Below are 26,194 nucleotides of genomic sequence, written 5' to 3'. Positions count from 1 at the left end.
CGAAATAAGGTTCACCCATGCAACAGCGACCGCTCGGCCGAAGCGGGCTGGCGGTTTCGCGGCTCGCGCTCGGCACCATGACGTGGGGCCGGGACACCGACGCCGACGATGCGGCCGCCCAGCTGAAGAGTTTCCTCGACGCGGGCGGCAACCTGATCGACACCGCCGACGTCTACGGCGACGGCGACGCCGAGTCGGTGATCGGGTCGCTGCTGGGCTCCCTGGTGCCGCGCGAGGAGCTGCTGATCGCCACCAAGGCGGGGCTGCGACCGGGCAGCGGCCGGCGTCGGGACGGTTCCCGGGGGCACCTGTTGCGCACGCTGGACGCCTCGCTGCGCCGGCTGGGCACGGACCACGTCGACCTCTTCCAACTGCACGGCTACGACCCCGACACGCCGCTGGAGGAGACGCTCGCTGCGCTCGACCACGCGGTGGCCAGCGGCCGGGTCCGCTACGTCGGGGTGTCGAACTTCGCCGGCTGGCAGACCGCGCGGGCGGCGGCCTGGCAGACCGCCTGGCCGGGGCGCGCCCCGGTGGTGGCGGCGCAGGTGGAGTACTCGCTGCTGGAGCGGGGCGTGGAGCGGGAGGTGCTGCCCGCGTGCGAGGCCCTCGGGCTGGGGGTGCTGCCGTGGTCGCCGCTGGGCCGCGGGGTGCTCACCGGCAAGTACCGGCACGGCCGGCCCGCCGACTCGCGGGCGGCCTCGCCGCACTTCGAGCGCTTCGTCGCCACCTACCTGGAGCCCCGCTGCTCCAGCATCGTGGAGGCGGTAGCCATCGCCGCGGGCGGGCTGGGCGTCTCCCCGACGGAGGTGGCGCTGGCCTGGATCCGCGACCGGCCCGGGGTGGTGGCCCCGATCCTCGGCGCGCGCACGGTCGGGCAGCTGCTCGGCGCGCTCCAGGTCGAGCGGGTGACCCTGCCGGAGGAGATCGTCACCGCGCTGGACGACGTGTCGGCGGTGCCGGTGGGCTACCCCGAGCGCGACGGCTGACCCGCGTCGCGCGGCACGAGCGCGCGGTCAGGCCGTGGGGCGCTGGCCGGGCAGGTCGCGTACGGCGGCGAGGAAGCGGGACTGGTCGTCGCGGGTGGCCGGGTTGACGATCCGGATCCAGGACCCGTCGTCGAACACGATGGTGGACGGGAACTGCATGAGGCGGGCCCCGTGCTCGGACTCGATGCGGGCGATGCGCCGCCGCGGCACGCTCCACAGCACCTGGGGGCGCCGCCGGTCCTCGCGGTCGGGGTCGGGACGGCGGCCCATCCGCAGCAGGTGCAGGTGGGTGTCGGTGACCGCCAGCGGGGTGCCGGTGTAGCGCTCGAGGAAGAGCAGCAGGCTGCCGGCGAGGGTGGCCAGGTCGCCGCTGAAGACGTACCGCCGCCGGTAGGCGATCTCGGCGAGCTGGTCGGCCAGGGGGCGGTAGCGGCTGAGCCGGAACAGCGCCCGGAAGGCCTCCTGCTCGTCGGTCAGCGGAAGCGGCTCCCGGGGCGCGCCGCCCGGCGCCGGCTCCGGCTCGGCCGGCTCCGGGGTGCCCGCGGCGAGCACGGCGGCCTTGCCGGGCAGCAGCAGGACGCCCGCGGCGATGCGTACGGGCGTCAGCACCGCGTCCACCCAGGCGACCGGGTTGACGATGTTGAGCAGCCCGAACAGCGCGCGCGGATCGAGCGCCTCGGCCAGCTCGGCGTTGACCCGGTCGGCGAGCTGGCTGCCGGCCCGGTGGTTCTCCGGGGCCCGGACCGGGGCCAGGCCGACGTAGCGGATCTCCTCGTCGGGCAGCAGGGGCGCCACCAGGGCGCGCTCGGGCTCGTCGGTGGTGCGGAACTCGTCGCGCAGCTCACGGGCCTTGTCCCGGGCGGCCCGCGCACCGCCCAGCATTGCGTCGGTCAGCCGGCCCAGCCGACTGCGCCCCTCGGACACGCCCCACCCCCTCGATCGACCGTCACCTGCCGGCCGGCTGCTGCGCCGGCGGCTGCCCGAAGACATTCTGGTCGATCCACTCGGCGCCGCCCTGCACCGCCGCGTCGACCTTGTCGCCGACCTGGTCCATGCCGGGCACCGACAGGCCGGAGACCATCGCGACGGTGCCCCAGGTGGCGCCGTGCACGACGGAGTTCGGGATGTTCCACGGCAGGTTTGTGGCCCAGTCCCGGCCGATCATCCGCGCCCCGTCGGCCATGCCGTGCGCCCGCAGCGCCCCGAGGCGCTCGAAGGTGCTCATGTCGAACGGCGAACCGGACTTGCCGAGCTTCCAGGTGCCCTTCGCCGGGTCCATGAACTTGTGGTGCCACTTGTCGGCGGCGCCGGCGGCGCGGCGCTTGTCGGCGTACTTCTGGCCGGCGCGCAGCGCCTTCTGCTTGTCGACCAGCTTGTCCAGGTGGTTGCGCAGCTTGCGCAGGTGGAGCAGGACCCGTTGCAGCAGTCGGATGACCTTCTGCAGGTGCGTCGCCAGCGGCCGGATGATCTTCAACATCCGGGTCAGCGCGATCATGCCCCGGGTGACCCCCAGCGCCACGCCGGCCGCCCAGGACGCCCCGGCGGTGAACGGGGCCATCAGCAGCGCGGTGACCAGCGTCACCAGCAGGAAGTTGACGAACTCGACGCAGATGTCGACCAGGACGTCGTGCACCGTCTGGAGCGCGTCGGCCACCCCGCGCAGGTACTCGGCCGTGGCGGCGAACTGCTCGGCGACGTCCAGCAGCTGCTGCTCGACCTCGGCCAACCGCCGCCCGTACGCCTGGCCGGACGGGGAGCGCCAGCCGGCCTGCTCGGCCTCGCGCACGCTGCGGTGGCCCATCGCCAGCTCCCGCACCTGCGTGGCCAGCGCGTCCCACTCCGTGGCCTTGGCGCGCAGCGCGGCCGGCTCGCCGTCGACGAGGTCGACGAGCTGGATCAACGGCCAGGCGAGGGTGCGGCAGACGCTGTCGACCACCTTGTCCACGCCGGACAGGGCGTTGTCGATGCCGTTCCAGAGCTCGACGGCGGTGCCCGCCGGCCCACTCACCGGGGCATCCCGGCGCCGATGGCGCGGAAGGAGGAGTCGATGTCATGCTCGTTGCGCTCGTAGGCCTCGGCCGTCCCGCCCAGCGCGCCGCCGACCCGCTCGAACGCGTCGTGGCCGGACCGGAACAGCTCCATCCCCCCGGTGACCTGCTCGGCGTACTTCTCGCGGAGCATGTCGCTGACGAACGGCAGGTGCCCGAAGGCCCCGTCCGGTATGTCGCCCGCTGACGTGATCCGGCTCTCCAGCGCGGTCAGCGAGGTGGCCACCCGCTTCGCCGCCGCCTCCAGCCGACGCACCGCCTGCACGTCGACGTCGATGTCAGGCACGCCGTTCCTCCCCCACTCGCCCGGCGGGACGACGATACGATCATGCCGCCGCCGGGCGCCACCCCGGACGGCACCGCGCACGGGAGGTTCTCATGTCTGACCCGCTGTCCGCGTTCGACGCACTCGCCGGACGGCTCGCCGACATCGAACGCCGCTTCGCCGGGCTCACCGACGACCTGGACGAGCTGAGCGCCACCGCCACCGACGACAGCGGCCTGGTCACCGCGACCGTCGACGCCACCGGCGAGCTGGCCGACCTGAGCCTCGCCCCGACCGCGCTGCGGGTGGGCACCGAGGACCTCGCGGCCATGGTGCTGCAGGCGTACCGGCAGGCCCGCGCGGCGGCGACCGCGCAGCTCGAAGAGCGCACCGGGGGTCTCGACGCGACGCTCGGCGCGGGCCTGAACGGGATCTTCGGCACCCCCGGCGACTTCGCCTCGCTGGGCCGCCTGGAGGAGGCGATGGGGAGGCTCGGCCGGCTCGACGGCCGCCTGCCGGGGCCGCCGGCATGACGTCGCCGGGCTGGCCAGACATCGTCGCCCGGCTCCACGACACGCTGTCGGGCTGCGACCGCGACACCGACCTGGAACTCGCCGCCGGCCCCCGCCGGCTGCACCTGATGGTGCGCCGGGACACCGTCCGCGGGGTCTGCCCGCCCTACGACGAGCGACGCCTGGCCGAACTCGGCTGGCAGGCGCCACGCGGGGCCGGCGGTTGGTGGTACGAGACGCCGCGCACCGCCGAGGGCCTGCGCTGGTGGAGCGGGTTCGCGGCGCAGACCGCCGCAACGGTGCTCACCACGGAACCCGCAGCGCTGTCCTGCCAGATCCTCCCGCCCACCGGTCCCCGGGTGCGCCCGGAGCCGACCGTGCCCCGCGTCCGGGCGGCCGAACCCGTCGCCGGGGCCGGGCAGCCCGTCGCCGGAGCCGAGCGGGCCGTGGCCGGCGCCGGGCAGCCCGCCGCCGAAGCCGCACACGCCGTTGCGGGAGCCGAACGCCCCGCTGCCCAAGTCGAGCAGCCCGCCGCCGGGGCCGGCACCGCGCGCGTGCCCGACCCGCCGCCCGCGGAACGGTCCGCGGATTCGCCCGCGGGCCCCGCCGCGGACGAGGCGCGGAGCGGGGCGGACCCGGGCGGGCCGTCCGTGCTCGACCTGCTCAGCGAGGCCGGCGCGCGGCGGGACCTGCCCGGCTACCTCGGCGTCCTCGCCGCCGCCGCGGTCTGCGTACCGCTGGCGGCGGAGCCAGGGCCGGACCGCGAGGTGCCGTGGACGATCGTCACCGACCCGACCGGTGCGCCGCTGCTGCCCGTCTTCACCTCCCCCGACGCGCTGACCACGTTCGCCGGGGAGGGCGTGCCGTTCGTCGCCGTGCCCTGCGCGGACCTGCTCGCGGACTGGCCCGACCCGGCGTGGGGGCTGGTGGTGGACGCCGGCACCCCGCGCGCCCTGGCCCTGGGGGCGGCGTCGCTGGCCGCCCTGCTGGCAGCGAACCCGCCCACCGGCTGACCGCCGGTCGGCGGCCCTACCGCGACCGGCCACGCCGCGCGAGCCGCACGGCGAACACGACCGCGCCGATGACGAGCACGACGCCCAGGAACTGGAGGCCCGGCGAGTCGTCGGCCTCCCCGAGCACGACGCCGGCGACGCCGAGCGCCGCGACGAGGAGTGCGAGCAGGTACGTCATGGCGTCTCCCTGGTGGCGGCCGGGGTCTCGGACCTGCCGGCGGGTGGTTCGTGGTCGATGGGCCGGGGCGTGTTGCGCGGGTTCACTCGTCGACCCACTCGAGCAGGTCACCGGGCTGGCAGTCGAGCACCCGGCACATGGCCTCCAGGGTGCTGAACCGGACGGCCTTGGCCCGGCCGTTCTTCAGCACCGCCACGTTCGCCGGCGTGAGTCCGACGCGCTCGGCGAACTCGCCGACGCTCATCTTGCGTTTGGCCAGTTCGACGTCGATGCGTACGACGATGGGCATCAGATCACCGCCTCCATGTCGGTGCGCAGCGTCGTGGCCTGCCGCAGCAGCGCGCGCATGACCACCATCAGCAGGCCCAGCACGGCGACGCCCACCAGCAGCAGGAACAGCAGGAGCGGCAGCCCGGGGTCCGTGGCGTTGAAGCCGACGTAGAGGAAGACGCCCAGCAGCACGACCCAGGCGGCGACGATCGCCCAGACGATCGCGTCCACCCACGCCAGCGAGGCGTCGGTGAAGATGCGGTCGCGCTTGACCAGGGTGAGCAGCTTCCAGGTGGACACGACCACCACCTGCACGCACAGCACCCAGAACACCGCCACGGCGGTCATCGGCCACCTCAGGTAGGCCTGCTCCGGGGACTCCTCGGCCATGTGGGCGAACTGCCCGGGCAGCGAGAAGGTCTGGAGCATGACCAGGATCCCGAACAGCACGACGAGGAAGACTCTGAGCGGGGCTACCGCTCGATGCTCGTTGAACATGCATCGACTATCGCTCTCAACCTATCGAAAGTCAATCGGTTCGACGATGGTCGGGAGGCCGGGCGCCCGCGCCTCGCAGCGGCGCGGGTCACCGGTGAGGGGGTGGCGAAGGCCTCCCGGGCTGGGCAGCATGGAGGTCATGGACTACGAGTACGCGCCGCTGCGGCTGCCGCCGAACGTCGACCGGTTGACCGCCGCGGCGCAGTTGGCGATCCAGGCGGAGTTCTCCGGGTGGGAGTTGGCGCGGGTACGGCTGTACCGCGACGGCACGCGGCAGGTGGTGCTGCGCCGCCGCCGGGTCAACCAGCCGCAGCCGGGACTGTCGTACTGACCACGAAGGCAAGGCCCGGGGCCGACCGTCGGTCGGGCCCCGGGCCTGCGCCGCCTGACCGGCGGGCCGTCACCGCCTAGTGGGCGTGGTCGTGCTCCTCGTCGAGCTCCATGAAGGGGTGCTCGTCGAGCCGGCCGACCAGCCGGTCGTCGGCGGCCGGCTGGAACGGGCCCACCGGGTCGTCGTCGTCGAACGACTCCAGGTCGACCGGGGTGCCGACCTCGCTGACCATCACCACGCCGTCGAGCGGCTCCAGCTCCGGCACGTCCAGCGCGCCCAGCGAGCCGTCACCGCTCTGGAGCAGCTCCAGCACCGCCTCGCCGACCCCCTCGACGGGCTCCGGCTCGTCCTCGGCCGGGGTGCCCTCCCGCCGTGCGGCCTCGGCGACCCGGATCAGCGCCGACACGCTCGGCACCCGGTAGTCGCGCCGCTGCCGCACCGAGATCACCCGCGGGTGCGGGTCGGTGGGCTCCACGCCCTCCGCGGCCCCGAAGCGCTGGTCGGCCTCTTCCGGGTCGATCGACTCGACGTCCCACGGGGTGACCTCGCCGAAGGCGTCCAGGAGTTGCTCGTCGTACGCGAAGGACGCGTTGTTGAGCGCGACGTACGCCTGCCAGACGTCGTCGTCGTCGACGCGGCCCTGTGCGGCGCGGACGGCGGCCAGGTGGTGGCGGGCCGCATCGATCACGCGCTCGAGGGCGGCGTCCAGCTCACCGTGCTGGTCGGTCATGTGGGTCAGTCCCTTCACGATCAGTGGTTCCCGCCGGGACACCGGGGTTCCTGGCGGGGGCTAGCAGGTGCGGAGGAACCGGTCGAGAACCCGCACGCCGAACTGTAGTCCGTCCACCGGAACCCGCTCGTCGATGCCGTGGAACAGCGCGGAGAAGTTCAGGTCGGCCGGCAGCCGCAGCGGCGCGAAGCCGAAGCAGCGGATGCCGAGCTGCGAGAACGCCTTCGCGTCGGTGCCGCCGGAGAGCATGTACGGCACCGGCCGCGCCCCCGGGTCCTCCGCGCGCAGCGCGGCGGACATCGCGTCGACCAGGTCGCCGTCGAACGTCGTCTCCAGCGCCGGCTGGCGCTGGAGGTACTCGATGACGATGTCCGGGCCGACCAGCTCGCGCAGCTGCCGCTCCAGCAGCTCCGACTGCCCCGGCAGGCTGCGGCAGTCGATGGTGGCGGTGGCCCGGCCGGGAATGACGTTGTCCTTGTACCCGGCGGCGAGCCGGGTCGGGTTGGCGGTGTTGCGGATCGTCGCGCCGATGATGTTGGCGATCGGGCCGAGCTTGGCGATGGCGGTCTCCGGGTCCTCCGGGTCCAGCTCGACGCCGAGCAGGTCGGAGACCTCCTCCAGGAACGCCCGGACGGTGTCGGTGACCACCACGGGGAAGCGGTGCCGGCCGACCCGGGCCACCGCCTCGGCGAGCGCCGTGACCGCATTGTCGTCGTGGATCATCGAGCCGTGCCCGGGGCGGCCCCTGGCGTGCAGGCGCAGCCAGTCGATGCCCTTCTCGGCGGTCTCGATCAGATAGAGCCGCTGGCTGTCGTTGACCGAGTACGAGAAGCCGCCGACCTCGCCGATGGCCTCGGTGCAGCCGTCGAGCAGCCCACGGTGCCGGTCGACGAGGAAGTGTGCGCCGTAGTCGCTGCCCGCCTCCTCGTCGGCGGTGTACGCGAGCACGATGTCCCGGGGCGGGCGGACCCCGGTGCGCTGCCAGTGCCGCACCACCGCCAGCACCATCGCGTCGAAGTCCTTCATGTCGATGGCGCCCCGGCCCCACAGGTAGCCGTCGCGCAGCTCACCGGAGAACGGGTGCACCGACCACTCGTCGGCGTCGGCGGGGACGACGTCGAGGTGGCCGTGCACCAGCAGCGCCCCGCGGCTCGGGTCGGTGCCGGGGATGCGGGCGACCAGGTTGGCCCGGCCGGGCGCCGACTCGTGGATGACGGACTCGACGCCCACCTCGGCCAGCTTCTCCGCCACGTACTCGGCGGCGAGGCGTTCCCCGGCGCTGGTGTCGTTGTCCCCGGTGTTGGTGGTGTCGATCCGCAGCAGGTCACGGCAGAGGTCGACGACCTCGTCGGTGGGGTCGGGTCGGGCGAAGTCGCTCGTCATCAGACTCCTTCTGTGAGTGTCCCGGGCCTTCGGGCCGGGGAGGGAACGGGACCTCCTGCGAGGCAGGTCAGGGATGGCAGGGCCGCCGTCAAGGCCGACAGAAGTACCACACGGATACCGCAGGTCCGGTTCCAAACTATCGTGTTAGCTTGTGAAAGTGACCTCAAGGGTGAAGCGGGCCTACAAGTTCCGCTTCTACCCGACGGCCCAGCAGGCAGAGCTGTTGAGCCGAACGTTCGGGTGCGTGCGCAAGGTCTACAACCTGGCCCTGCATGCCCGGACCGAGGCGTGGTACCAGCGGCAGGAACGGGTCAACTACAACGCGACCAGCGCGATGCTGACCGCTTGGAAGAAGACTGAGGAGTTGGCTTTCCTCAACGAGGTCTCCTCCGTGCCGCTGCAGCAGACGCTGCGGCATCTGCAAAGCGCCTTCGCGAATTTCTGGGACAAGCGCGCCCGCTACCCGCGCTTCAAGTCCAAGCGCAGGTCGCGAGCTTCGGCCGAGTTCACCCCCAGCGCGTTCCGCTGGAGAGACGGCCAGCTCACTCTGGCCAAGATGACCGACCCGCTGGCCATCGTCTGGTCGAGGTCGCTGCCCGAAGGGCAGTCCCCGTCCACCGTGACCGTGTCCCGCGATTCGGCCGGCCGCTGGTTCGTGTCCCTGCTCTGTGAGGACCAGATCGAGACCCTCCCGGCCGCCGAGAGCGCAGTAGGCATCGATGCCGGCCTCGAGCACCTGCTGACCCTGTCCACCGGGGAGAAGATCGCCAACCCCCGGCACGAACGGGCCGACCGCACTCGGCTGGCCCGCGCCCAGCGAGAGCTGGCACGCAAGGAGAAGGGCTCCCACAACCGGGCCAAGGCCCGGCTCAAGGTGGCCCGCGTCCACGCCCGCATCGGCGATCGCAGGCGTGATCACCTGCACAAGCTCACCACTCGACTCGTGCGCGAAAACCAAACGCTCGTGATCGAGGACCTGACCGTGCGCAACATGGTCCGCAACCACCGCCTGGCCCGCGCCATCAACGATGCGGCCTGGCACCAGTTCCGCGAGCTGCTCACCTACAAGTGCGCCTGGTACGGCCGGAACCTCACCGTGATCGACCGCTGGTACCCCTCCTCCAAGGTGTGCTCGACCTGCGCAGCCGTCGCGCGGAACATGCCGCTGAAAGTGCGGGCCTGGACGTGCCGGTGCGGCACCACCCACGACCGCGACGTCAACGCGGCACGCAACATCCTGGCCGCCGGGCTGGCGGCTGCTGCCTGTGGAGCCGGTGTAAGACCTCAACGGGAACCCTCCCGGACGAGGCGGTCGGCGATGAAGCAGGAAACCCCTGGGGCGACCCAGGGAACCCGCGCCCTCTAGGGCGGGGAGGATGTCAACGGTTCTTCATACCAGCCGGATCGACCGGCACTCGGCGGCCGATCCAGGCGGTTTCGCCGCCGACGCCGCCGGGTACCGCCGCTCGCGACCCGCTCCCCACCACCTGCACCGCCCGCCACAGAGGAGGGCACCATGACCGTTCCCCTGCCACCGCTGCCGCCGACCGGAGAGGACGAGGGCTTCCGGCCGGGCGGCCGCAGCATCGCCGACATCCTCGACGCCGAGCACCGGCAACTGCGGGAGCTGCTGCGGCGGCTCACCGACCCGGGCCCGGAGCCCGCCCCCGAGCGCGGCCTGGAGGTGCTCACGGCGGCGCTGTCGCGGCACCTGTCCGCCGAGGAGCAGTACCTGCTGCCCGCCGTCCGGGCCGCGCTGCCCGACGCGGCGGAACGGATCGACCGGGCCATCGCGGACGACCGGGCCCTGCTGACCGCCCTGAAGGCGCTCGCCGGCGAGGGGCTCGCCGACGTCGCCGCGCGGGTCCACCGCCACGTCGAGGAGGCGGGCGCGCTCGTCGCGGCGCTGCGTGAGGTGGCCAGCGCCGAGGAGCTGATCCGCCTGGGCAACCGGCTGGAGATCGCCGAGGAGGCGGCCCCGACGCGCCCGCACCCCGGCACCCCGGCGACGCCGCCGTGGAACCGGGTCGTCGAGCCCGCGGTGGGCGTCGTCGACAAGGTCCGCGACGCCGTCACCGGCCGACCCACCTACCTGGCCGACCTCACCGAGCGGCCGCCGGGCTGAGCCGGCGGCGGGCGCGGGCGCGGCGCGCCGGAGCGGATCGGGCACACATTGGGATGCGTTGATCCGTCCAGGGCCTTCCGTCGGCCGCTACGGGGTCATACCGTCACGGTATGAATCTGGAGCTGCGACACCTGAGGGTGGTCTGCGCGATCGCGGAGACGGGGAGCGTGACCAAGGCGGCATCGACGCTCGGCCTGGCCCAGCCGGCACTCACCGCCCAGCTCCAGCGCATCGAGCGGACCCTGGGCGGGCCACTGTTCGAGCGGGACCGCCGCGGCGCCCGCCCCACCGCCCTCGGCGAGCTGGTGCTCGCCCGGGCGCGGGTGCTGCTGCCGGCGATGAAGGGCCTGCAGGACGAGGCGGCGCGGCTGGCCGGCGCCGGGGACGTGCCCCGCCGCTACCGGTTCGGCGGGGTGAACAGCCCCATCCTCGGCCGGCTCGTGCACCGGCTCGCCGCGGAGCCCCCACCGGCCCAGATCACCACCCACGCTTCCTGGTCGGCCGACGAGCTGGCCCAGCTCGTCGCGGGCGGCCGGCTGGACTTCGCGCTGATCGGGGTGTGCGGCGACGCGGCCCCGCCCGCCGAGCTCGGGTTGAGCTGGCGGGAGGTGGCCGTCGACCCGGTGCTGGTGCTGCTGCCGGAGCAGCACCCGCTGGCCGGGCACGCCGAGGTGAGCCTGGTGGACCTGAGCCACGAGCAGTGGGTCGCCGCGCCCGGCGACGGCTGCTTCGGCGACTGCTTCGCCGCCGCCTGCGCCCGCGCCGGCTTCACCCCCCGCAAGGTGTACGAGACCGACGTGCGCTGCTGCATCGACATGGTGGACTCCGGCGAGGCGATCGCGCTCTGCCAGGCCACCTTCCGCCCGGTCGCCGGGCTGGTCACCCGGATGCTGACCGGGACGCCGCTGCGCTGGCGGCTGATGCTGGGCTGGCATCCCGACTCCCCCGCCGCCCGCGACGCCGAACTGGTGCTGGAGTTCGCGCTGGCCGCGTACGCCGACTCGCTGGCGGCACACCCGGAATACCTGGCCTGGCTACTGCGCAACCCGACCTACGGGGCGCGGAGGCTGACGGCCGCCGGGGCCGACGGGGTGCGAACGGCGTAGCGCCGGGTATCAGGCGGACATGACCGATGCCTACCCCGCCGCCGACGACCGGGAGATCCTCCGGCAGGCCGCCGCCACGCACACCGCCGCCGCCCGCGACGTGGAGGCGTTCCTGCGTCGCCTGCCCGAGGTGCCCAACCCGGCGGACGTCACGGAGTACGCCAACCTGCTGACCCGCGAGGAGCGGGCGCGCGCCGACCGCGAGGCGGCGGCCGACGCCGCGGGCCTGACGATCGGCAGCCTGGAGAGCGACCACGGTTGACCACGGCGGGCGGCGCCCGGTCCTCCCGGGCGCCGCCCGACCGCCGGCTCAGCGTTCGACGAGGACGTCGTGGCCCAGGTCGAGCAGGGCGTGCCGCCACTCGTCGTCGGCGTTGCCGCGGGGCGGCTTCTCGTCCAGCAGGGACTGGATCTCGTCGATCGCGTCCCGCATCACCCGGATGTCCTCCGGCGTGAGGTCGACCTTGCGTTTGGCCAGCACCCGCAGGATCCGCCGGCCCATCCCGGGCAGGTCGAGGTCCGGGTCGGGCCCGAACGACTCCTCCCCGGAGCCGCGGGTGAGCAACCACTGCCGCAACTGCTCCGACGGGACGTTCACCTGGGCGTGGAAGTCGTCCCAGAGCACCTCCACCTCGGGTTCGAGCCGCTGCTCGCGTACCATCAGCCCTCCTCTCGACGGCGGCGGTCGGACTCCGCCGGCTCCGGGTCGTCGCCCTGCTGGCCCACGCCCTCCGGCGGCATCCGCACCCGGGCGGGGTTGGCGGTCGGCGGGGCCACGATCGGATCGGTGCGCTCGCTCTCGTCCCGGGTCTCCTCGGATTCGCTCATGTCCGCCCTCCGGTCATCGGGGATGGGACGTCGTGGCCGGGGTGTAGCCGCGCTCGCCGGCCGTCACGTCGAAGGCGAGTCGCCCGTCACGGGCGTCCACGGTGATCTTCTGGCCGGGTGAGACCGCCGACTCCAGCAGCATCCGGGACAGCTGGTTGTCCACCTCCCGCTGGATGACCCGGCGCAGCGGCCGGGCGCCGAACTCCGGCTGGTAGCCGTGCTCGGCGATCCAGTCGACGCCGGCGGTGGTGAAGTGGACCTGGATGTCCTGGGCGTGCAGGCGGCGGCGGGTCTCCTCCAGCAGCAGGCCGGTGATCTGGCGCAGCTGCTCGGCCTCCAGCCGGCGGAAGATGATCACCTCGTCGATGCGGTTGAGGAACTCCGGCCGGAAGTTCTCCTGCAGCCGGCGCATCAGGCGCTCGCGCAGCTCGTCGCGTTCCTGCTCGCCGCCCTCCGCGCCGGTGCCGAAGCCGACGGCGCGCTGGGCGCCAGTGATCAGTTCCGAGCCGAGGTTGCTCGTCATGATCAGAACGGTGTTCTTGAAGTTGACCGTACGGCCCTGGCTGTCGGTGAGCCGCCCGTCGTCGAGCACCTGGAGCAGGATGTTGAACACGTCGGCGTGGGCCTTCTCGATCTCGTCGAGCAGCACCACCGCGTACGGGCGGCGGCGGACCGCCTCGGTGAGCTGGCCGGCCTCCTCGTAGCCGACGTACCCGGGCGGGGCGCCGACGAGCCGGCTGACCGTGTGCCGCTCCTGGAACTCGCTCATGTCCACCCGGACCATCCGGTCGGCCTCGCCGAACAGCGCCTCCGCGAGGGCCCGGGCCAGCTCGGTCTTGCCAACGCCGGTGGGCCCGAGGAAGAGGAAGCTGCCCATCGGGCGGTCCGGGTCGGCCAGCCCGGCACGCGAGCGGCGGACCGCCTCGGCGACCGCGGTGACCGCGTCCTCCTGGCCGACCACCTTCTCGTGCAGGTGGCCCTCCAGGCGCAGCAGCCGGTCGCGTTCCTCCTCGGTGAGCTGGCTGATCGGGATGCCGGTGGCGCGGGAGACCACCTCGGCGATCTCCTGCGGCCCGACGGCCGGCACCTGCGACGAGCCGCCCTCGTCGCCCCGGGCCCGGCGGATCTGCTCCTCCAGCTCGGCGAGCTGGTCGCGCAGCGTGGACGCCTTCTCGTACTGCTCGTCGGCGACGGCCTGCTCCTTGTCCCGGCGTACCTCCTCGAGCTGTGTCTCCAGCTCCCGCACGTCGGACGCCGGGGTGCGGGTGCGCAGCCGGACCCGGGCGCCGGCCTGGTCGATCAGGTCGATCGCCTTGTCCGGCAGGAACCGGTCGGTCACGTACCGGTCGGACAGCTCGGTCGCGGCGACCAGCGCCTCGTCGGTGAACCGCACCTGGTGGTGGGCCTCGTAGCGGTCGCGCAGCCCGCGCAGGATCGCCACGGTGTCGTCGACGGTGGGCTCCGGCACGAACACCGGCTGGAAGCGGCGGGCCAGCGCCGCGTCCTTCTCGATGCTCTTGCGGTACTCGTCCAGCGTGGTCGCGCCGATCACCCGCAGTTCGCCCCGGGCCAGCGCCGGCTTGAGCATGTTCGAGGCGTCCATGCCGCCCTCGCTGCCCGCCCCGCCCGCGCCGACCAGGGTGTGGATCTCGTCCAGGAAGACGATCAGCTCGTCGCGGTGGGCCCGGATCTCGTCGATGACCTTCTTCAGCCGCTCCTCGAAGTCGCCCCGGTAGCGGGTGCCCGCCACCAGGCCGGCCAGGTCGAGCTGGATCACCCGCTTGCCGAGCAGTGTCTGCGGCACGTCGCCGTCGCAGATCCGCTCCGCCAGGCCCTCCACGATCGCGGTCTTGCCGACGCCGGCCTCGCCGATCAGCACCGGGTTGTTCTTCGTCCGCCGGGACAGGATCTCGACGGCCTGCTCGATCTCGTCGGCCCGGCCGATCACCGGGTCGATCTGGTCGTTGCGGGCCAGGTCGGTGAGGTCCTGGCCGTACTGGTCGAGGGTGGGGGTGCCGCGGTCGGGCTTCGGCCCGGTCATCGGCCCGCGCTCGGCGCTGGCCGCCTGCAACGACTCGGGTTGGATCCGGCCGGCGGCGAGCATCCGGCCGGCCGGGGACTCCGGGTTCAGCGGCAGCGCCATCAGGATGTGCTCTGGGCCGATGTAGTTGGCCCCCATCGCCCGGGACAGCTGGTGGGCGTCGAGCAGCGCCCGCTTGGCCGCAGGGGTGAGCGACAGGTTGGGCGGCACCTCGCCCTTGGGCGCGCCGTCGCCGCGCCCACCGAGCGCGTTGAGCAGCGTGTCCGGGTCGGCGCCGGCGCGCCGGACGAGGTCGCGCAGCGGTTCGCGTTGCAGCGCGGCCCAGAGCAGGTGGTCGGTGTCGAGGTCGGTGCTCTTGCGTTGGGCGGCCCGGCGGGCCGCGTCGGCCAGCATCTCCCTGGCGTCGGCGGTCATCAGCCGGGTGATGTCGACCCGGTGCGCGGGTCGGCGCCCACCCTCGCCCCGGCCGAAGTACCGGGCCAGGAACTCGTCCCAGGGGTCGGAGCCGAAGTCACCGGGTCCCATCATGTCTGTCCTCCGCAGTCGGGCGCGACGGTCGCCAGGGGCTACCCGGCGGTCCGCCCGACAAACGCCACCACTCGCGCCGCGACCCGCCACGAAGGCCCCGGGCGAGGTGTAAGGAAGGGCCCCTTGTCAACGCCTGCGGTAGAGGAAGGGTCCCTTCCTTGCACCTCAGGCGGTGGGTGGGAGGCTGGTGGCATGGAGCCGACGATGCCGCTGCTGATCGTGGACGCCGCCAACGTGGTGGGGTCCCGCCCGGACGGTTGGTGGCGGGACCGCGCGGGTGCGACCGCCCGGCTGCGCGACTCGCTGGCCCCGGTGGCCGCCGCCGGGCTGCCCCCGCAGCTGCCGCCACCGGTGGAGGTGGTGCTGGTGGTGGAGGGCCGGGCGCGGGACGTGCCGGGCACGGCCGGAGTCCGGGTGGTGGCCGCGCCCGGGTCCGGCGACGACGCCGTCGTCGACCTGGTCGCCGCCGCGCCGCGGCGCCGGCGGCTGGTCGTCACCGCCGACCGTGAGCTGCGGGAACGCGTCGTCGCGCAGGGCGCGGAGGTGTACGGGCCGCGCTGGCTGCGGGACCGGCCGGCCCCGCCCGGATAGTCCCGTCAATCGGACCAGCGGCGCTTCCGGTCGACAACCGGTCAGCGGGGCAGGAACACTGACAGGGCGGATGTTCTCTCACCGTGAGGGATAGGCTCTAATGGAGGCCTCCCCGCCCCCAGGAGGTTTCGCCGTGGCGAGCGTCGCCGAGCTCAAGGCAGCCATCGATGTCGCGCTCCAACAGATCGGCGACGGCCAGAGCGCCGTGCAGGCGGCCGGGGAGAAGCTGGCCGAGGCGCAGCAGACCCTGGCCGGCGCGCTGGAGGGCAGCGGGCACGAGACCGTCGAGGCGGCCCAGTCCTCGCTGACCCAGGCCAGCCAGGAGCTGGAGGAGTGCCTCGCCGCGACACTCGTCGCCGTCGAGCAGGCGCAACTCTACGTCGCGACGCTCTGAGGCTCGGCCGTGTCCATCGTCGAGGACGTCGGCGCGCAGGTCCGCGCCGCCGCCGATGACCTGCCGCTCGCGCAGCTGGCCCTGGCGCTCGAGAAGTTCGGGCTGGCCGCCGAGCGGCTGCGCTGGGTCCGCCAGGAGTCGGCCGACCCGATGGGGGTGCCGGAGCTCTCCGCCGCCACCGAGCACGCCGAGACCGCCGGCTACGCGCTGCGCGTCGCGCAGGAGCAGCTCTCGGCGTACCTAGCCGCGATCGGGCTGGCCGGCGACGGCTCCCCCGCCCCCAGGCCGCAGGAGCAGCGGCGCCGGCCCGCACACGACGCGCCGCGGGAGACGGCCCCCGGGGGCCCGGCGCCGGAGCCGGCCGCCGACGCGACGCCCCGCCGCTGGTGGGCGGTACGGGTGGCCGAGCTGACAGGCGGCCGGGAGGGTGCGCCCGAGCAGCCCGACGAGAAGGTCGACGACGCCCGGGAGCTGCTGCGCCGGGTCGTCGGCGGGGTCCGTGCCGGCGACCGCGACCGGCTGCACACCGAGCTGCGTCGCGCGCACGCCGACGTCGGCCTCGGCCTGGCGGCCGTCGCCCCGCCGCTGCTGCGCGAGCTGGCCGGCGAGCTGCTCGGGCACCCGCCGCGCGCCGAGGACCTCGGACGGCTGCACCGCGAGCTGGACGGCCGGGTGCGGGACCTGCTGCCCGGCCTGCCCCCCGCAGTGCTGGACACGCTGCTGACCCGGATCTGCCGGATGCCCCCGCCCCGGCGCGGCGAGGCGGAGCAACCGCACGCCGCCGACCCGGCCGTCACCGCGGGGGTGCTCACCGGGGTGTTGCTGGCCCGGCTCGGCCGGGACCTGCCCACCGACGACGAGCGGGCCCGCCAGGCCGAGACGGCCCGGGAGCAACGCGCCGCCGCCGAGCGGGACCGCCAGGCGGAGACGGCCCGCGACCGGGCCGACGACGCCGAGTGGCAGCGACGCGCCGCCGCCGCGAAGGGCCGGGTGGCCGCCGCGCGGGAGCGGGTCGCGGCGGCCCGGGACCGGGCGGAGGCGGCACGCGACCAGGCGAGCGCGGCCCGGGAGCGGGCGGCGACCGCCGGCCAGGCCGCCCCGAAGCCGGACCGGACGGCGACACAAGGCCAGCCCGACCCGACGGCCGACCGGACGGCGACGCACGGCCAGCCCGACCCGACGCCGGACCGGGCGGCCGTGGGACGGCCCGGGTCGGCCGGCCGCGTCTGGTCGAGCCCGCCCGCGGGCCGGCCGGCGTCGGGCGGCACCCCGGGCCCGCGCGGGCGGGGCGTCGATGGCTGACCGGCGGAGCCAGCTGGTCAGCCGGGTCAGGGGCATGCTGGGCGAGGCCCTCGGCGCCACCCGGACCCGGCTGTCCGGCGCGCAGGCCGAGCTGACCACGGCCCGGGAGCGGCTGGCGAAGGTCCGGCGGGCCGCGTCGGTCGTGCCGGAGCGGGTGGGCGCGCAGCGTGACCGGCGGCTGGCCGAGATCGACGACCGGCACGCCGCGCGCATCGCGGAGCTGGCCCGGCGGGCGGCGGACGCGGCGCAGCGGGAGGCCCCCGGGGCGGCCTCCGCGGACTGGACGCGGTGGCGACCGACCCCGACCCGGCGGGCCGAACCGCCGGGCGCGCTGCGCATCGGCACGGTACGCATCCCCGGCGCCGAACCGGTGCCGGCGCTGGTGCCGCTGCTCGACGCCGGCCACGTCGAGCTGACCGGGGACGACCGGGAGGGCTGCGACGCGGTGGTGTCGGCGCTGCTGCTGCGCGGCGTCGGGCGCGCCGATCCGGGCGCCGTACGGCTGGTCGGCTACGACCCCGAGCACCTGGGCGGTGGCCTGGCCGGTTTCGCCCCCCTCGGCACGGCCGGGCTGCTCACCTTCGTCGGCCCGGGCGGGCTCGCCCGGCTCCTCGACGACCTCGTGGAGCAGATCCGCCGGATCAACGAGACGGTGCTGGCCGGGGAGTACGTCTCGTTGCGCGAGCTGGCCGCCGCCACCGGTCGCCGGCCCGAGCCGTGGCGGGTGGCGGTGCTGCTGGGCGGGGACGAGCTGTCGCGGCACGAGCGCGGGCAGCTCGACCGGGTGGTCCGCACCGGGGCGGCCTGCGGAGTGCACCTGGTGGTGCGGGGCGTGTCGCTGCCCGAGGATCCCACCGTGACCCGGGTGGGCGCGTACGCCGACGGCGCCCGGATCGGCGGGCCGAACGGCCTGCCCGTACGCCTCGATCCGCCGCCCCCGCCGGTCCTGGTCACCGAGACCTGCCGGGAGGTCGCGGCGCGGGTCAACGCCGGCCCCGCCCCGACCCCGTTCACCGACCTGCTGCCGCCGGTGGAGCGGATGTGGCGGGAGGACTCCGCCACCGGGCTGACCGCCCCGATCGGCGAGGGCCCACACGGCCGGCCGGTGCTGCTCACCCTGGGCGACTACCCGCCGCACGCGTTGATCGGCGGCCCGTCCGGCACCGGCAAGACGAACCTGATCTTCGCCTGGATCGGCGCGCTGGCGGCCCGCTACTCCCCCGCCGAACTGGAGTTCTACCTGCTGGACTTCAAGGAGGGGGTGTCCTTCGCGCGGTTCGCCAAGGGCCGGCGGGACCCGAGCTGGCTGCCGCACATGCGGCTCGTCGGGATCAACGTCAACACCGACCGGGAGTTCGGCCTGGCGTTGCTGCGCTTCCTCGCCGAGGAGCTGCGGCGGCGGGCCGACGCCGCGAAGAAGCACGAGGTCACCAAGCTCGCGGAGCTGCGCGCGGTCGACCCCACGGGGCACTGGCCGCGGATCGTCGCGGTGGTCGACGAGTTCCAGATGCTGCTGGCCGGGCGGGACGTGGTCGCCCGGGAGGCCGCCGACCTGCTGGAGGACCTGGCCCGGCGCGGCCGGTCCCAGGGCATCCACCTGGTGCTGGCCTCGCAGGACGTGCGCGGCATCGAGGCGCTGTGGGGCCGGCCGGCCCTGGTCGCGCAGTTCACGTTGCGCATCGCGCTGCCGAAGGCGCTGCGGATCCTCGCCGAGCGCAACGACGCCGCCCAGTCCCTGCCGCGCCACCACGCGGTGGTCAACGCGGAGTCCGGCATGGCGGAGGGCAACCAGGTGGCCCGGATCCCGTCGGCCAGCGACTGGGAGACGTGGAGCGAGTTGCAGCACCGGCTGTGGCGGATGCGCCCGCAGGATGCCGCGCCGGCCCGGCTCTTCGACGGCGACGCGATCCCCCGCCTCGCCGACGCGCCGGACTTCCGGGCGCTGGCCGCGCCGGAGACGGGGCACCCGCGTACGCCGGTCGCGCTGCTCGGCGAGATCATCGACGTGCAGTCCCGCTCGGCGGCGTTGCGGCTGCCCCGGGCTCCCGGCCGCAACCTGGCAGTGCTCGGCACCCGGGTGGACGAGGCGTGCGCGGTGCTCGACGCGGCGGCCCGCTCCCTGGCCCGCCAGCACCGCCCCGGCACGGCCCGGTTCTCGATCGCCTGCCTCGACCCGGACGCCGACCCGGCCGCCCGGTCCCTCTACGAGGATCTCGCCGACGACGCCGCCTGGTACGACGAGGAGACGGTGGGCGAGCTGATGGCCGAGACCGCCGAAGGGCTCGGTGCGCCGGGCATGCCGCACTACCTGCTGCTGTTCGCCGTCGACGCGGCGTCCGGGGCGTTGGCCACGCGGATCGGCCGGCGTACCGGGCTGGAGGAGCTGCGCCGGATCCTGCACGACGGGCCGGAGCGGCGCACCCACGTGCTGGCCTGGTGGCGGGGCGTCGCCCGGATGCGGGCCGACCTGGGCGGGCCGGCGGCCCGGACGGACCAGATCGGCGCCTGGGTGGCGCTGGACGCCCACGGCGGCGAGCTGGGTTCGTCGCTGTACCCGGGCACCGGTGGCCCGGACTGGTATCCCCGGCCCTGGCGGGGGCTGTTCTTCGACCGGGCGGTGCACCGCACCGGCCAGGTGATCATCCCCTACGGGCCGGCCCGATGAACGAACCGGTGACCAGTGAGTCGTACGCGGCCCAGATCCGTCGGCTGGCCGAGCTGAGCGCGCGGGTACGCGTCCAGCGGGCCGAGGCGCACACCTGGCACGCCCAGCAGTGCGCGGCGGCCGAGCGGGCCGTCGCCGAGGCGGAGGCCGAGCTGCGGCGCGCGGAGCGGGAGCTGGTGGACGCGCGCGAGGAGCAGGAACGGGTGGACGCCGAGGTCGCCGACCTGTGGCAACTGCTGCGCGGCCGGCTCGGCGGCGCGGGCCGCCGGGCGGGCGGGCCACCGGCGCCGGTGCCCGGCGCGACGGGCGACCCGGCTCCGCTGCTGGCCGGCGTGCGGGACCTGCTCAACCGCACCCGCCAGCCGGGTGACCTGCCCGGCTCGGTCAACCCGCTGCTGGCGTTGTGCGGGGTGGCGGGCGCGGTGCTCGCGTACGCCCTCGGTGGCGCGGCCCGGGCGGCGGGCGAGCGGTACGGCGGCGAGCTCGGCGTCGGGCTGCCGGTGCTGGCCCTGGTGGTGACGCTGCTGGGTCCGCTGGTCGGTCTGGTGCCGGCGAAGGTCCTCGCCGACCGTCGGCACGCCGTGCTCGGCCCCCGGCCGATGACCGTCGTGCTCGTCGCCGGGCTGGTGACCACGGTCGCGCTGCTCGTCGCCGGCCGCTGACCCACCGTTGCCCGATCAGCCGGAAGGTTGCCGCAGCGCGTCGTCGATCCGGCCGCCCGCCGTTCGTGTAGATGGAGGAGGCCGGGTCACGCCGGCCGTTCGACGAGAGGGAGTGTGCGATGCGGAACTTCGTGCTCAACGTGATCCAGCCCGACGGGGACGCCCCGCCCCCGCCCGAGTTCCTCGAGCCGATCATGCGGGACGTCGAGGCCGTCAACCAGGAGATGCGCCGCAGCGGTGTCTGGGTCTTCGGCGCCGGGCTGGAGCTGGCGCACACCGCCCGGGTGGTCCGGGTCCGCGACGACGAGACGCTCCTGACGGACGGCCCGTTCGCCGAGGGCAAGGAGCACGTCGGCGGGTTCACCGTGATCGCGGTGCCGGATCTCGACGCGGCGTTGGGCTGGGCGGAGAAGCTGTCCCGGGCGACCACCCTGCCGATCGAGGTCCGTCCGGCGGCTGCCATCGACCCGGCCTGAGCCGGATTTCTCATCGGCACGTGCCGGAGCCGTGCGGGGCGACCTCGCGGTGGCCGGCCGTGCCGCCGCACGGCCCGCCCCCGCAGGGCGGGCCGTGCCGCACGTGGCACGGCCCGGCCACTCGTGTACGGGCACCACGCACCGCCCCGGCCGGTCAGGCGGGGACCAGCACCGCCTCGCGCAGCAGGCGGCGGGCCAGGGTGATCCGGTCGGCGTCGTCGTCCAGGCCCGGCAGGTCGCCGACCCGGACGGACCCGGCGCCGAGCAGGGCGTGCACGGCCGGCGCGCAGGACGCGGGCAGGGTGATCGTGCGGTCGAACAGCACCAGCGCGACCTTCTCGCCCCGTGGTGTGAGCCGCCAGCGCAGGCCCGGTCGCGGAGCGAGCCGGGTGTCGGCGTCCAGCGCCGCCAGCGCGGCGGCCTGGGCCAGGGGTCGGATGGGCGCGGGCCGGGCGGCCGGCCAGGCGCGCTGCCGTAGCCGGGCGGCGACGGCCGCCGGGTCGGCCCGCAGCAGCCAGTCCCGCAGCGCCTCCACCGTCTCGGTCAGCTCCGGCTCGATCGCGTCCGGGTCGGCGACGTCGGTGCCGAACGGCAGCGTGGCGCGCAGCCGCGGGTCCTCGGCGGCGAGGGCGAGCAGCTCCTCGACCAGGGCGTAGCGGGTCAGCGCCCGGACGCCGACGGTCAGGTGCAGCGAGCTGGACTCCTGGGCCTGCGCGCTGTGCAGCCAGCCGCGCGGCAGGTAGAGCGCGTCGCCGGGGGCGAGCACGACGTCCAGCGCGGCGGGCCCGTCGGCGGTGGCGGCGACCTCGTCGGCCCGGCCGCCCCACGGCTGCTTCTCCAGCGGGTCCGGCAGCACCGGCGGATGGATCCGCCAGTGCTTGCGGCCGTCGACCTGGAGGACGAAGACGTCGTGGGTGTCGTAGTGGGTGGCGAAACCCTGGCTGCCGGCGGGGGTCAGGTAGGCGTTGACCTGCAACGGCTGCCCGACGGCGGTGCCGAGTTCGCGGGTGAAGTCGGTCAGGGCCGGCCAGGTGCGGTGCAGACCCTGCAGGACGAGGGTGGCGCCGCCGGCGTACAGCTCCAGCACCCGCTCGTCGAGGACCTGGTCGGCGATCTCGGCGCCGGCGCCGCCGCCGCCGGTGAAGCGGGCCGCCGGCACGAGCTGGCCGTCCTTGGCGATGCGCAGGAACGGCGTACGCAGGCCGCGGCGGCTGAGCAGCTCGTCGGCGTCGGCGGGGCTGAGTAGGTCGGTGAAGCCGGCCCGGTTGGGCAGTTCGTCCGCCCGGGAGAGCAGCGGGGTGCGTCCCCAGTGGGCGGCGGCGAACTTCGCCGGCTCGACCGACACGCAGCGGGCGAGCGCGGCCGAGGCCTCGGACGGGACCGCCGGGCGGCCGTCGCCGCCCGGCGGGTCGATGTCGGTCACGGCGATCCGTCAGGCGCTGCCGTCGGCGCCGCCGTCGTGCTGGCCCGGCGTGGCACCGCCGTCGGCGGGACCCTCCGCGCTGCCGTCGGCGCCGCCGTCGTGCTGGCCCGGGGTCGCACCGCCGTCGGCGGGACCCTCCGCGCCCTGGTCGGCGCCCTGGTCGGCGCCACGCTCGGCACCGCGGTCGGCGCCGCCATCGGCGCCACCGTCCTGCTGGCCCGGGGTCGCGCCGCCGTCGGCCGGGCCCTCGGGGCCGCCACCGGCGCTGGTCTGCATGTCGTCGTCGTTGAGTGCCATCGGTGCTCCCTAGGGATGTGCCGCCCCGCCGTTGCGCCGGGGTCCGTCGTGCAGCGGGTGGTACCCCACACGCGATCTTCTCTAACCACACCGTAGACGTCCTTTCCGGTTCACACCGGCGGTTCGCCGCGCCCGGTCAGGGTCGCCAGCAGGCACGTCGTGGCGCGCGGTGCGGGGTCGACGCCGACGGTGCCGGGGCTCGCGCCGCCCGGCGCGGCGGCGCCGACGGTGACAGGATGGTCCTGCCCGAGCAGGAGATGGCGATGACCGAGCCCACCGGGCCGCGCCCGCTGGAACCGGTGACCGAGCAGTGGCAGCGCGCGCTGGCGATCGTGGCGCACCCCGACGACCTGGAGTTCGGCGCCGCCGCTGCGGTCGCCCGCTGGACGGCGCAGGGCAGACAGGTCGTCTACTGCCTCGTCACCAGCGGCGAGGCCGGCATCGACGCGATGCCCCCGCCGCAGGCGAGGGAGGTCCGGGAGCGGGAGCAACGCGAGTCGGCCGCCCTGGTCGGGGTGGAGACCGTGGAGTTCCTCGGCCTGCCCGACGGCGTCCTGGAGTACGGCGTGCCGCTGCGTCGCGCCCTGGCCGGGGTCGTCCGCCGGCACCGCCCCGAGATCGTGATCACCAACAACTTCCGGGACACCTGGGACGGTGCGTACGCCCTCAACCAGGCCGACCACATCGCCACCGGCCGGGCGGTGCTGGACGCCGTCCGCGACGCCGGCAACCGGTGGGTGTTCCCGGAGCAGCTCGTCGACGGGATCGAGCCGTGGAACGGGGTGCGCCAGGTCTGGGCCGCCTCCTCGCCGCTGGCCGCGCACGGGGTGGACGTCACGGAGACCTTCGCGCGGGGCGTGGCCTCGCTGCGGGCGCACGACGCGTACCTGAGCGGGCTGGGCGACGGCAGCTTCGACCCCGAGGAGTTCCTCGAAGGGCTCTGCCGCCCCGTCGGCGCCCGACTGGGCGTCCGCCACGGCACCGCCTTCGAGGTCTTCCACTTCGACCTCTGGTAGGGACGGCGGATGATCCTGCTCGGCACCTCGGGATGGCAGTACCGCGACTGGCGGGGCCGCTTCTATCCGGCCGGGCTGCCGCAGCGGCTCTGGCTGGAGCACTTCGCCGCCCGGTTCGCCACGGTGGAGGTCAACAACGCCTTCTACCGGCTGCCCGAGCGCGACACCTTCGCGGCCTGGCGGGCCCGTACCCCCGACGACTTCTGCGTGGCGGTGAAGATGAGCCGCTACCTCACCCACGTCAAGCGCCTGCGCGACCCGGCCGAGCCGGTGGCCCGCTTCCTGGACCGGGCCACCGCGCTCGGCGACCGGCTCGGCCCCGTGCTGGTGCAGCTGCCGCCGAACCTGCCCGCCGACCCGGCGGCGCTGGACGCCACGCTGCGGCTCTTCCCCGCCGAGGTGCGGGTCGCGGTCGAGCCGCGGCACCCGTCGTGGTGGACGGACGCCACCCGTGCCGTCCTGGAACGGCGACGGGCGGCGCTGGTCTGGGCGGACCGGCTCGGCCGGCCCGTCGCGCCCCGCTGGCGCACCGCCGACTTCGGCTACCTGCGGCTGCACGAGGGACGGGCGAACCCTGGCCCCGCTACGGCCGCACCTCGCTCGCCTCCTGGGTGCGCCGGCTGGCCGACGCGTTCGGCGACGACGAGCCCGCGTACGTCTACTTCAACAACGACCCGGGCGGCGCGGCCATCGTCGACGCGACCGCCTTCGCCGCGCTCGCCCGCCGGGCCGGCCGGTCGGTCAGCCGCGTGCCCGGGACGCCGCCGGCCCCCGACGACCGGGGCGGGGGCGCGGTGGCGTCGAGCGGGCCGGCGTGAACGGCGCGGAGTCCGCTCCGCCGAGGGCGGAGCGGACCGTCGCGAGACGTGCGGCGTGTCAGGGAATGATGTTCGCCATGTCCCGGGGCATCGTGGCCTTCACGTCCTCCCACTCGCCCTGGGTCACGTGGCGGCGCAGGGTGTCCAGCACCACCTGCACCACGCGCTCCGGGCCGCCCTCGGCGTCGTACGGGAAGCCCTGCCGGACCTCCAGCAGGAAGTCGTCCCGGTTGAGCTTGATCGGCACGTCCGACGGCTTCCAGCCGTCGAAGTAGATCCCGCGCACCAGCACCGGCAACTGCGCGGCGAACTCCACGCTCTCCTGCACCGGCATCCGGTCGCGCAGCAGGTGCAGGACCGTGCGCAGCGCGCAGTAGGACTGGTTGCGTTGCTCCTTGGGCCAGCCGTAGGCCTGCTCGATGTCCTTGAGGATGATGTTGGTCTTGTCCATCGAGGACTCGAACGCGGAATGCAGCTGCTCAGCCATCTGTCCACCCCCGTACGTCGGTCTCCCACCGTCGGTCGTCGTCACGTCGCGGCGGCCCCACCGGGCCGCGCGGCTGCCGGGTCGGACCGACCCGGGCGGGGCGCGGCGCCCACCGGGCGTCGGGAGACGACCCGACGACGTGCAGCACGGGGCCGCGTCGTCGACCCGGGACCACCCGAACCGTCATCTCCACCCACCTCCGTGGTGTCGCCTGCCGCGGCCATGGTCGGCCGCACACACCGCCCATGCTGCGCGGCGTCGGGGTGAGCGGCCCTCACCCCGACGGAGTGAACCGTCCGGCTCAGTCCGCGTCGAGCAGCCCGGCGAGGGTCGCGGCGTTGGTCTGCGCGTAGTCCCGGTAGCAATTGTTGAGAAGGACGTGCGTCTCCCCGGCGGAGTCGGCCAGCTCGCGCAGCTTCGGCGCCCACTCGCGCAGCTCCCGGTCGGCGTAGCGGTAGCCGAACTTCTCGTGGATGTCCTTGCTGGTCCACCTGTCGCTGTGCCCGTGGAAGCGGACCACCGCGAGGTCCGCGGTGGCGGCCAGCACCGGGGGCACCGACGAGCGGTGCCCCTGCGGCATGTCCACGCAGACGTACGCCAGCCGGTGCTCGCGCAGGAAGGTGAGGGTCTCGTCGGCGTTGTCGCCGTCGAACCAGGAGGCGTGCCGGAACTCGTAGACCGGGCGCAGCGGGGCGCAGCGCTTCGCCACCTCCAGCAGGTACTGCTTGTTGTCCCGCTTGATGGTGAACCAGGGTGGGAACTGGAACAGCAGCGCGCCGAGCTTGCCCGCCTCGACCAGCGGGTCCAGCGCGGCAAGGAAGCGCGTCCACACCTCCTCGTACGCCTGCGGCGGCAGGTCGTCCGGGTAGAGGTTCTTCTTCCCCGTGTCCGGCCGGAGGTCCTTGTAGAGCGCGCCGACCCGGGTCGGGTGCCCGGTGAGCATGCTGAACGCCTTGACGTTGAAGGTGAAGCCGGCCGGGGTGCGCTCGGCCCACAGCCTCGCCGTCCGCTCGGCGGGCGGCGAGTAGTAGGTGGCGTCGACCTCGACCAGCGGGAACTGGCGGGCGTAGTACGCCAGCCGCTTCTCCGGGGTGTCGGCGGTCTGCGGGTACCAGCCGGACTCCAACAGGGTCCGGTCGGTCCAGGAGGCGGTGCCGACCTTGATCTCACCCATCAGTCGACCTCGCCTCGGTCCGGACCGACCGGCAACCGCTCGCG

30 protein-coding genes and 1 pseudogene are annotated in these 26,194 nt (G+C 74.6%); 16 read left to right on the top strand and 15 right to left on the bottom strand.

Annotated features, from left to right (window positions below):
- Positions 1-17 precede the first annotated feature (17 nt).
- Positions 18-989: an aldo/keto reductase gene (locus tag AC0OO9_RS28270; RefSeq protein WP_132237889.1), complete on the top strand. Its 972-nt coding sequence runs from the start codon at positions 18-20 to the stop codon at positions 987-989.
- A 27-nt stretch (positions 990-1,016) separates the two neighbouring features.
- Here the strand turns inward: AC0OO9_RS28270 and AC0OO9_RS28265 are convergent, their stop codons facing one another.
- The 3 genes from AC0OO9_RS28265 to AC0OO9_RS28255 are packed head-to-tail and all read right to left on the bottom strand — an operon-like array spanning position 1,017 to position 3,323.
- Positions 1,017-1,913: a hypothetical protein gene (locus tag AC0OO9_RS28265; RefSeq protein WP_484513641.1), complete on the bottom strand. Its 897-nt coding sequence runs from the start codon at positions 1,911-1,913 to the stop codon at positions 1,017-1,019.
- A 22-nt stretch (positions 1,914-1,935) separates the two neighbouring features.
- Positions 1,936-2,997, bottom strand: coding sequence for a WXG100 family type VII secretion target (locus tag AC0OO9_RS28260; protein WP_421449405.1), 1,062 nt, complete (start codon positions 2,995-2,997; stop codon positions 1,936-1,938).
- Positions 2,994-3,323, bottom strand: coding sequence for a hypothetical protein (locus tag AC0OO9_RS28255; RefSeq protein ID WP_484513639.1), 330 nt, complete (start codon positions 3,321-3,323; stop codon positions 2,994-2,996). The genes AC0OO9_RS28260 and AC0OO9_RS28255 overlap by 4 nt, the downstream gene beginning before the upstream one ends.
- A 92-nt stretch (positions 3,324-3,415) precedes the next feature.
- Here AC0OO9_RS28255 and AC0OO9_RS28250 point away from each other — a divergent pair, with 92 nt between their 5' ends.
- Together AC0OO9_RS28250 and AC0OO9_RS28245 are read left to right on the top strand one after the other, a co-directional pair.
- Complete coding sequence (locus AC0OO9_RS28250; protein WP_393169688.1) at positions 3,416-3,835, top strand: YbaB/EbfC family nucleoid-associated protein; 420 nt, start codon at positions 3,416-3,418, stop codon at positions 3,833-3,835.
- A complete protein-coding gene (locus tag AC0OO9_RS28245) occupies positions 3,832-4,827 on the top strand; it encodes an SseB family protein (protein WP_484513637.1) in 996 nt (331 codons plus the stop codon). Before AC0OO9_RS28250 ends, AC0OO9_RS28245 begins: the two co-directional genes overlap by 4 nt.
- A gap of 16 nt (positions 4,828-4,843) precedes the next feature.
- On the opposite strand, the gene AC0OO9_RS28240 is transcribed toward AC0OO9_RS28245, so the two are convergent.
- From AC0OO9_RS28240 to AC0OO9_RS28230, 3 genes are all read right to left on the bottom strand, one after another.
- The gene (locus AC0OO9_RS28240; RefSeq protein WP_484513635.1) at positions 4,844-5,005 is read right to left on the bottom strand and encodes a hypothetical protein; all 162 of its coding nucleotides are present in this window, start codon (positions 5,003-5,005) and stop codon (positions 4,844-4,846) included.
- Positions 5,006-5,087: 82 nt separating this feature from the next.
- Positions 5,088-5,294 (bottom strand): helix-turn-helix domain-containing protein, encoded by a 207-nt coding sequence (locus tag AC0OO9_RS28235; RefSeq protein ID WP_026874506.1) that lies wholly within the window; start codon positions 5,292-5,294, stop codon positions 5,088-5,090.
- Positions 5,294-5,773 carry a DUF2975 domain-containing protein gene (locus AC0OO9_RS28230; RefSeq protein WP_357577487.1) on the bottom strand — a complete coding sequence of 160 codons (480 nt, stop codon included), beginning with the start codon at positions 5,771-5,773 and terminating at the stop codon, positions 5,294-5,296. Before AC0OO9_RS28230 ends, AC0OO9_RS28235 begins: the two co-directional genes overlap by 1 nt.
- 139 nt (positions 5,774-5,912) lie before the next feature.
- Here AC0OO9_RS28230 and AC0OO9_RS28225 point away from each other — a divergent pair, with 139 nt between their 5' ends.
- Positions 5,913-6,104, top strand: coding sequence for a DUF5703 family protein (locus AC0OO9_RS28225; RefSeq protein WP_013734349.1), 192 nt, complete (start codon positions 5,913-5,915; stop codon positions 6,102-6,104).
- A gap of 76 nt (positions 6,105-6,180) precedes the next feature.
- Here the strand turns inward: AC0OO9_RS28225 and AC0OO9_RS28220 are convergent, their stop codons facing one another.
- Positions 6,181-6,834 carry a hypothetical protein gene (locus tag AC0OO9_RS28220; protein ID WP_311414919.1) on the bottom strand — a complete coding sequence of 218 codons (654 nt, stop codon included), beginning with the start codon at positions 6,832-6,834 and terminating at the stop codon, positions 6,181-6,183.
- Between the two features lie 60 nt (positions 6,835-6,894).
- Positions 6,895-8,217, bottom strand: a complete 1,323-nt coding sequence (locus AC0OO9_RS28215) for a M20/M25/M40 family metallo-hydrolase (protein ID WP_484513633.1) — start codon at positions 8,215-8,217, stop codon at positions 6,895-6,897.
- A 169-nt stretch (positions 8,218-8,386) separates the two neighbouring features.
- Here AC0OO9_RS28215 and AC0OO9_RS28210 point away from each other — a divergent pair, with 169 nt between their 5' ends.
- From AC0OO9_RS28210 to AC0OO9_RS28195, 4 genes are all read left to right on the top strand, one after another.
- Positions 8,387-9,583, top strand: a complete 1,197-nt coding sequence (locus AC0OO9_RS28210; protein ID WP_207914419.1) for an RNA-guided endonuclease InsQ/TnpB family protein — start codon at positions 8,387-8,389, stop codon at positions 9,581-9,583.
- Positions 9,584-9,733: 150 nt separating this feature from the next.
- Positions 9,734-10,342, top strand: a complete 609-nt coding sequence (locus AC0OO9_RS28205) for a hemerythrin domain-containing protein (protein ID WP_484513630.1) — start codon at positions 9,734-9,736, stop codon at positions 10,340-10,342.
- A gap of 110 nt (positions 10,343-10,452) precedes the next feature.
- The gene (locus AC0OO9_RS28200; protein ID WP_484513629.1) at positions 10,453-11,448 is read left to right on the top strand and encodes a LysR family transcriptional regulator; all 996 of its coding nucleotides are present in this window, start codon (positions 10,453-10,455) and stop codon (positions 11,446-11,448) included.
- A 19-nt stretch (positions 11,449-11,467) separates the two neighbouring features.
- Positions 11,468-11,710, top strand: a complete 243-nt coding sequence (locus tag AC0OO9_RS28195) for a hypothetical protein (protein ID WP_484513628.1) — start codon at positions 11,468-11,470, stop codon at positions 11,708-11,710.
- A 48-nt stretch (positions 11,711-11,758) separates the two neighbouring features.
- Here AC0OO9_RS28195 and AC0OO9_RS28190 read toward each other — a convergent pair whose 3' ends face one another.
- The 3 genes from AC0OO9_RS28190 to AC0OO9_RS28180 are packed head-to-tail and all read right to left on the bottom strand — an operon-like array spanning position 11,759 to position 14,845.
- A complete protein-coding gene (locus AC0OO9_RS28190; RefSeq protein ID WP_132237915.1) occupies positions 11,759-12,109 on the bottom strand; it encodes a DUF3140 domain-containing protein in 351 nt (116 codons plus the stop codon).
- Entirely contained in the window at positions 12,109-12,276 is a 168-nt protein-coding gene (locus tag AC0OO9_RS28185) for a hypothetical protein (RefSeq protein WP_484513626.1), read from the bottom strand. Before AC0OO9_RS28185 ends, AC0OO9_RS28190 begins: the two co-directional genes overlap by 1 nt.
- A gap of 13 nt (positions 12,277-12,289) precedes the next feature.
- On the bottom strand, positions 12,290-14,845 hold the full coding sequence (locus tag AC0OO9_RS28180; protein ID WP_484513625.1) for an ATP-dependent Clp protease ATP-binding subunit: 2,556 nt from the start codon (positions 14,843-14,845) through the stop codon (positions 12,290-12,292).
- 192 nt (positions 14,846-15,037) lie between these two features.
- On the opposite strand from AC0OO9_RS28180, the gene AC0OO9_RS28175 reads away from it, so the two are divergent.
- The 6 genes from AC0OO9_RS28175 to AC0OO9_RS28150 all read left to right on the top strand — a co-directional run bounded on the left by AC0OO9_RS28175 (position 15,038) and on the right by AC0OO9_RS28150 (position 20,935).
- Positions 15,038-15,436: a PIN domain-containing protein gene (locus tag AC0OO9_RS28175; RefSeq protein WP_421449383.1), complete on the top strand. Its 399-nt coding sequence runs from the start codon at positions 15,038-15,040 to the stop codon at positions 15,434-15,436.
- 133 nt (positions 15,437-15,569) lie between these two features.
- Positions 15,570-15,830 carry a hypothetical protein gene (locus AC0OO9_RS28170; RefSeq protein ID WP_089000636.1) on the top strand — a complete coding sequence of 87 codons (261 nt, stop codon included), beginning with the start codon at positions 15,570-15,572 and terminating at the stop codon, positions 15,828-15,830.
- A 9-nt stretch (positions 15,831-15,839) separates the two neighbouring features.
- A complete protein-coding gene (locus AC0OO9_RS28165; protein WP_484513623.1) occupies positions 15,840-17,132 on the top strand; it encodes a hypothetical protein in 1,293 nt (430 codons plus the stop codon).
- Positions 17,125-19,797: an FtsK/SpoIIIE domain-containing protein gene (locus AC0OO9_RS28160; RefSeq protein WP_484513621.1), complete on the top strand. Its 2,673-nt coding sequence runs from the start codon at positions 17,125-17,127 to the stop codon at positions 19,795-19,797. The genes AC0OO9_RS28165 and AC0OO9_RS28160 overlap by 8 nt, the downstream gene beginning before the upstream one ends.
- Positions 19,794-20,459 (top strand): hypothetical protein, encoded by a 666-nt coding sequence (locus AC0OO9_RS28155; protein ID WP_132237923.1) that lies wholly within the window; start codon positions 19,794-19,796, stop codon positions 20,457-20,459. Before AC0OO9_RS28160 ends, AC0OO9_RS28155 begins: the two co-directional genes overlap by 4 nt.
- 119 nt (positions 20,460-20,578) lie before the next feature.
- Positions 20,579-20,935: a YciI family protein gene (locus AC0OO9_RS28150; RefSeq protein WP_357577477.1), complete on the top strand. Its 357-nt coding sequence runs from the start codon at positions 20,579-20,581 to the stop codon at positions 20,933-20,935.
- Between the two features lie 154 nt (positions 20,936-21,089).
- Here the strand turns inward: AC0OO9_RS28150 and AC0OO9_RS28145 are convergent, their stop codons facing one another.
- Positions 21,090-22,358 (bottom strand): cupin domain-containing protein, encoded by a 1,269-nt coding sequence (locus AC0OO9_RS28145; protein ID WP_484513619.1) that lies wholly within the window; start codon positions 22,356-22,358, stop codon positions 21,090-21,092.
- Between the two features lie 9 nt (positions 22,359-22,367).
- Positions 22,368-22,655: a hypothetical protein gene (locus AC0OO9_RS28140; RefSeq protein ID WP_132237929.1), complete on the bottom strand. Its 288-nt coding sequence runs from the start codon at positions 22,653-22,655 to the stop codon at positions 22,368-22,370.
- Positions 22,656-22,891: 236 nt separating this feature from the next.
- Here AC0OO9_RS28140 and AC0OO9_RS28135 point away from each other — a divergent pair, with 236 nt between their 5' ends.
- Both AC0OO9_RS28135 and AC0OO9_RS28130 read left to right on the top strand, forming a co-directional pair.
- Positions 22,892-23,671 carry a PIG-L deacetylase family protein gene (locus tag AC0OO9_RS28135; RefSeq protein WP_484513617.1) on the top strand — a complete coding sequence of 260 codons (780 nt, stop codon included), beginning with the start codon at positions 22,892-22,894 and terminating at the stop codon, positions 23,669-23,671.
- A 9-nt stretch (positions 23,672-23,680) separates the two neighbouring features.
- A pseudogene (locus AC0OO9_RS28130) lies at positions 23,681-24,489 on the top strand (DUF72 domain-containing protein).
- 58 nt (positions 24,490-24,547) lie between these two features.
- On the opposite strand, the gene AC0OO9_RS28125 reads toward AC0OO9_RS28130, so the two are convergent.
- Positions 24,548-24,976 (bottom strand): DUF2267 domain-containing protein, encoded by a 429-nt coding sequence (locus tag AC0OO9_RS28125; RefSeq protein ID WP_421449369.1) that lies wholly within the window; start codon positions 24,974-24,976, stop codon positions 24,548-24,550.
- Between the two features lie 301 nt (positions 24,977-25,277).
- A complete protein-coding gene (locus AC0OO9_RS28120; RefSeq protein ID WP_484513615.1) occupies positions 25,278-26,150 on the bottom strand; it encodes a DUF72 domain-containing protein in 873 nt (290 codons plus the stop codon).
- Between the last annotated feature and the right edge of the window lie 44 nt (positions 26,151-26,194).

This window comes from Micromonospora sp. USAFONa4 (assembly GCF_057197825.1).
Note: the sequence above shows the minus strand (reverse complement) of the source record. Positions and strands in the feature narration are given on the sequence as shown.

Bases quoted from the DNA above. Each gene is read 5' to 3' on its own strand.
- AC0OO9_RS28185 (WP_484513626.1), bottom strand. From the start codon at position 12,276: ATGAGCGAATCCGAGGAGACCCGGGACGAGAGCGAGCGCACCGATCCG.
- AC0OO9_RS28160 (WP_484513621.1), top strand. From the start codon at position 17,125: ATGGCTGACCGGCGGAGCCAGCTGGTCAGCCGGGTCAGGGGCATGCTG.
- AC0OO9_RS28270 (WP_132237889.1), top strand. From the start codon at position 18: ATGCAACAGCGACCGCTCGGCCGAAGCGGGCTGGCGGTTTCGCGGCTC.
- AC0OO9_RS28140 (WP_132237929.1), bottom strand. From the start codon at position 22,655: ATGGCACTCAACGACGACGACATGCAGACCAGCGCCGGTGGCGGCCCC.
- AC0OO9_RS28155 (WP_132237923.1), top strand. From the start codon at position 19,794: ATGAACGAACCGGTGACCAGTGAGTCGTACGCGGCCCAGATCCGTCGG.
- AC0OO9_RS28125 (WP_421449369.1), bottom strand. From the start codon at position 24,976: ATGGCTGAGCAGCTGCATTCCGCGTTCGAGTCCTCGATGGACAAGACC.
- AC0OO9_RS28135 (WP_484513617.1), top strand. From the start codon at position 22,892: ATGGTCCTGCCCGAGCAGGAGATGGCGATGACCGAGCCCACCGGGCCG.
- AC0OO9_RS28180 (WP_484513625.1), bottom strand. From the start codon at position 14,845: ATGATGGGACCCGGTGACTTCGGCTCCGACCCCTGGGACGAGTTCCTG.
- AC0OO9_RS28205 (WP_484513630.1), top strand. From the start codon at position 9,734: ATGACCGTTCCCCTGCCACCGCTGCCGCCGACCGGAGAGGACGAGGGC.
- AC0OO9_RS28195 (WP_484513628.1), top strand. From the start codon at position 11,468: ATGACCGATGCCTACCCCGCCGCCGACGACCGGGAGATCCTCCGGCAG.
- AC0OO9_RS28250 (WP_393169688.1), top strand. From the start codon at position 3,416: ATGTCTGACCCGCTGTCCGCGTTCGACGCACTCGCCGGACGGCTCGCC.
- AC0OO9_RS28150 (WP_357577477.1), top strand. From the start codon at position 20,579: ATGCGGAACTTCGTGCTCAACGTGATCCAGCCCGACGGGGACGCCCCG.
- AC0OO9_RS28190 (WP_132237915.1), bottom strand. From the start codon at position 12,109: ATGGTACGCGAGCAGCGGCTCGAACCCGAGGTGGAGGTGCTCTGGGAC.
- AC0OO9_RS28225 (WP_013734349.1), top strand. From the start codon at position 5,913: ATGGACTACGAGTACGCGCCGCTGCGGCTGCCGCCGAACGTCGACCGG.
- AC0OO9_RS28175 (WP_421449383.1), top strand. From the start codon at position 15,038: ATGGAGCCGACGATGCCGCTGCTGATCGTGGACGCCGCCAACGTGGTG.
- AC0OO9_RS28235 (WP_026874506.1), bottom strand. From the start codon at position 5,294: ATGCCCATCGTCGTACGCATCGACGTCGAACTGGCCAAACGCAAGATG.
- AC0OO9_RS28220 (WP_311414919.1), bottom strand. From the start codon at position 6,834: ATGACCGACCAGCACGGTGAGCTGGACGCCGCCCTCGAGCGCGTGATC.
- AC0OO9_RS28230 (WP_357577487.1), bottom strand. From the start codon at position 5,773: ATGTTCAACGAGCATCGAGCGGTAGCCCCGCTCAGAGTCTTCCTCGTC.
- AC0OO9_RS28245 (WP_484513637.1), top strand. From the start codon at position 3,832: ATGACGTCGCCGGGCTGGCCAGACATCGTCGCCCGGCTCCACGACACG.
- AC0OO9_RS28200 (WP_484513629.1), top strand. From the start codon at position 10,453: ATGAATCTGGAGCTGCGACACCTGAGGGTGGTCTGCGCGATCGCGGAG.
- AC0OO9_RS28120 (WP_484513615.1), bottom strand. From the start codon at position 26,150: ATGGGTGAGATCAAGGTCGGCACCGCCTCCTGGACCGACCGGACCCTG.
- AC0OO9_RS28215 (WP_484513633.1), bottom strand. From the start codon at position 8,217: ATGACGAGCGACTTCGCCCGACCCGACCCCACCGACGAGGTCGTCGAC.
- AC0OO9_RS28240 (WP_484513635.1), bottom strand. From the start codon at position 5,005: ATGACGTACCTGCTCGCACTCCTCGTCGCGGCGCTCGGCGTCGCCGGC.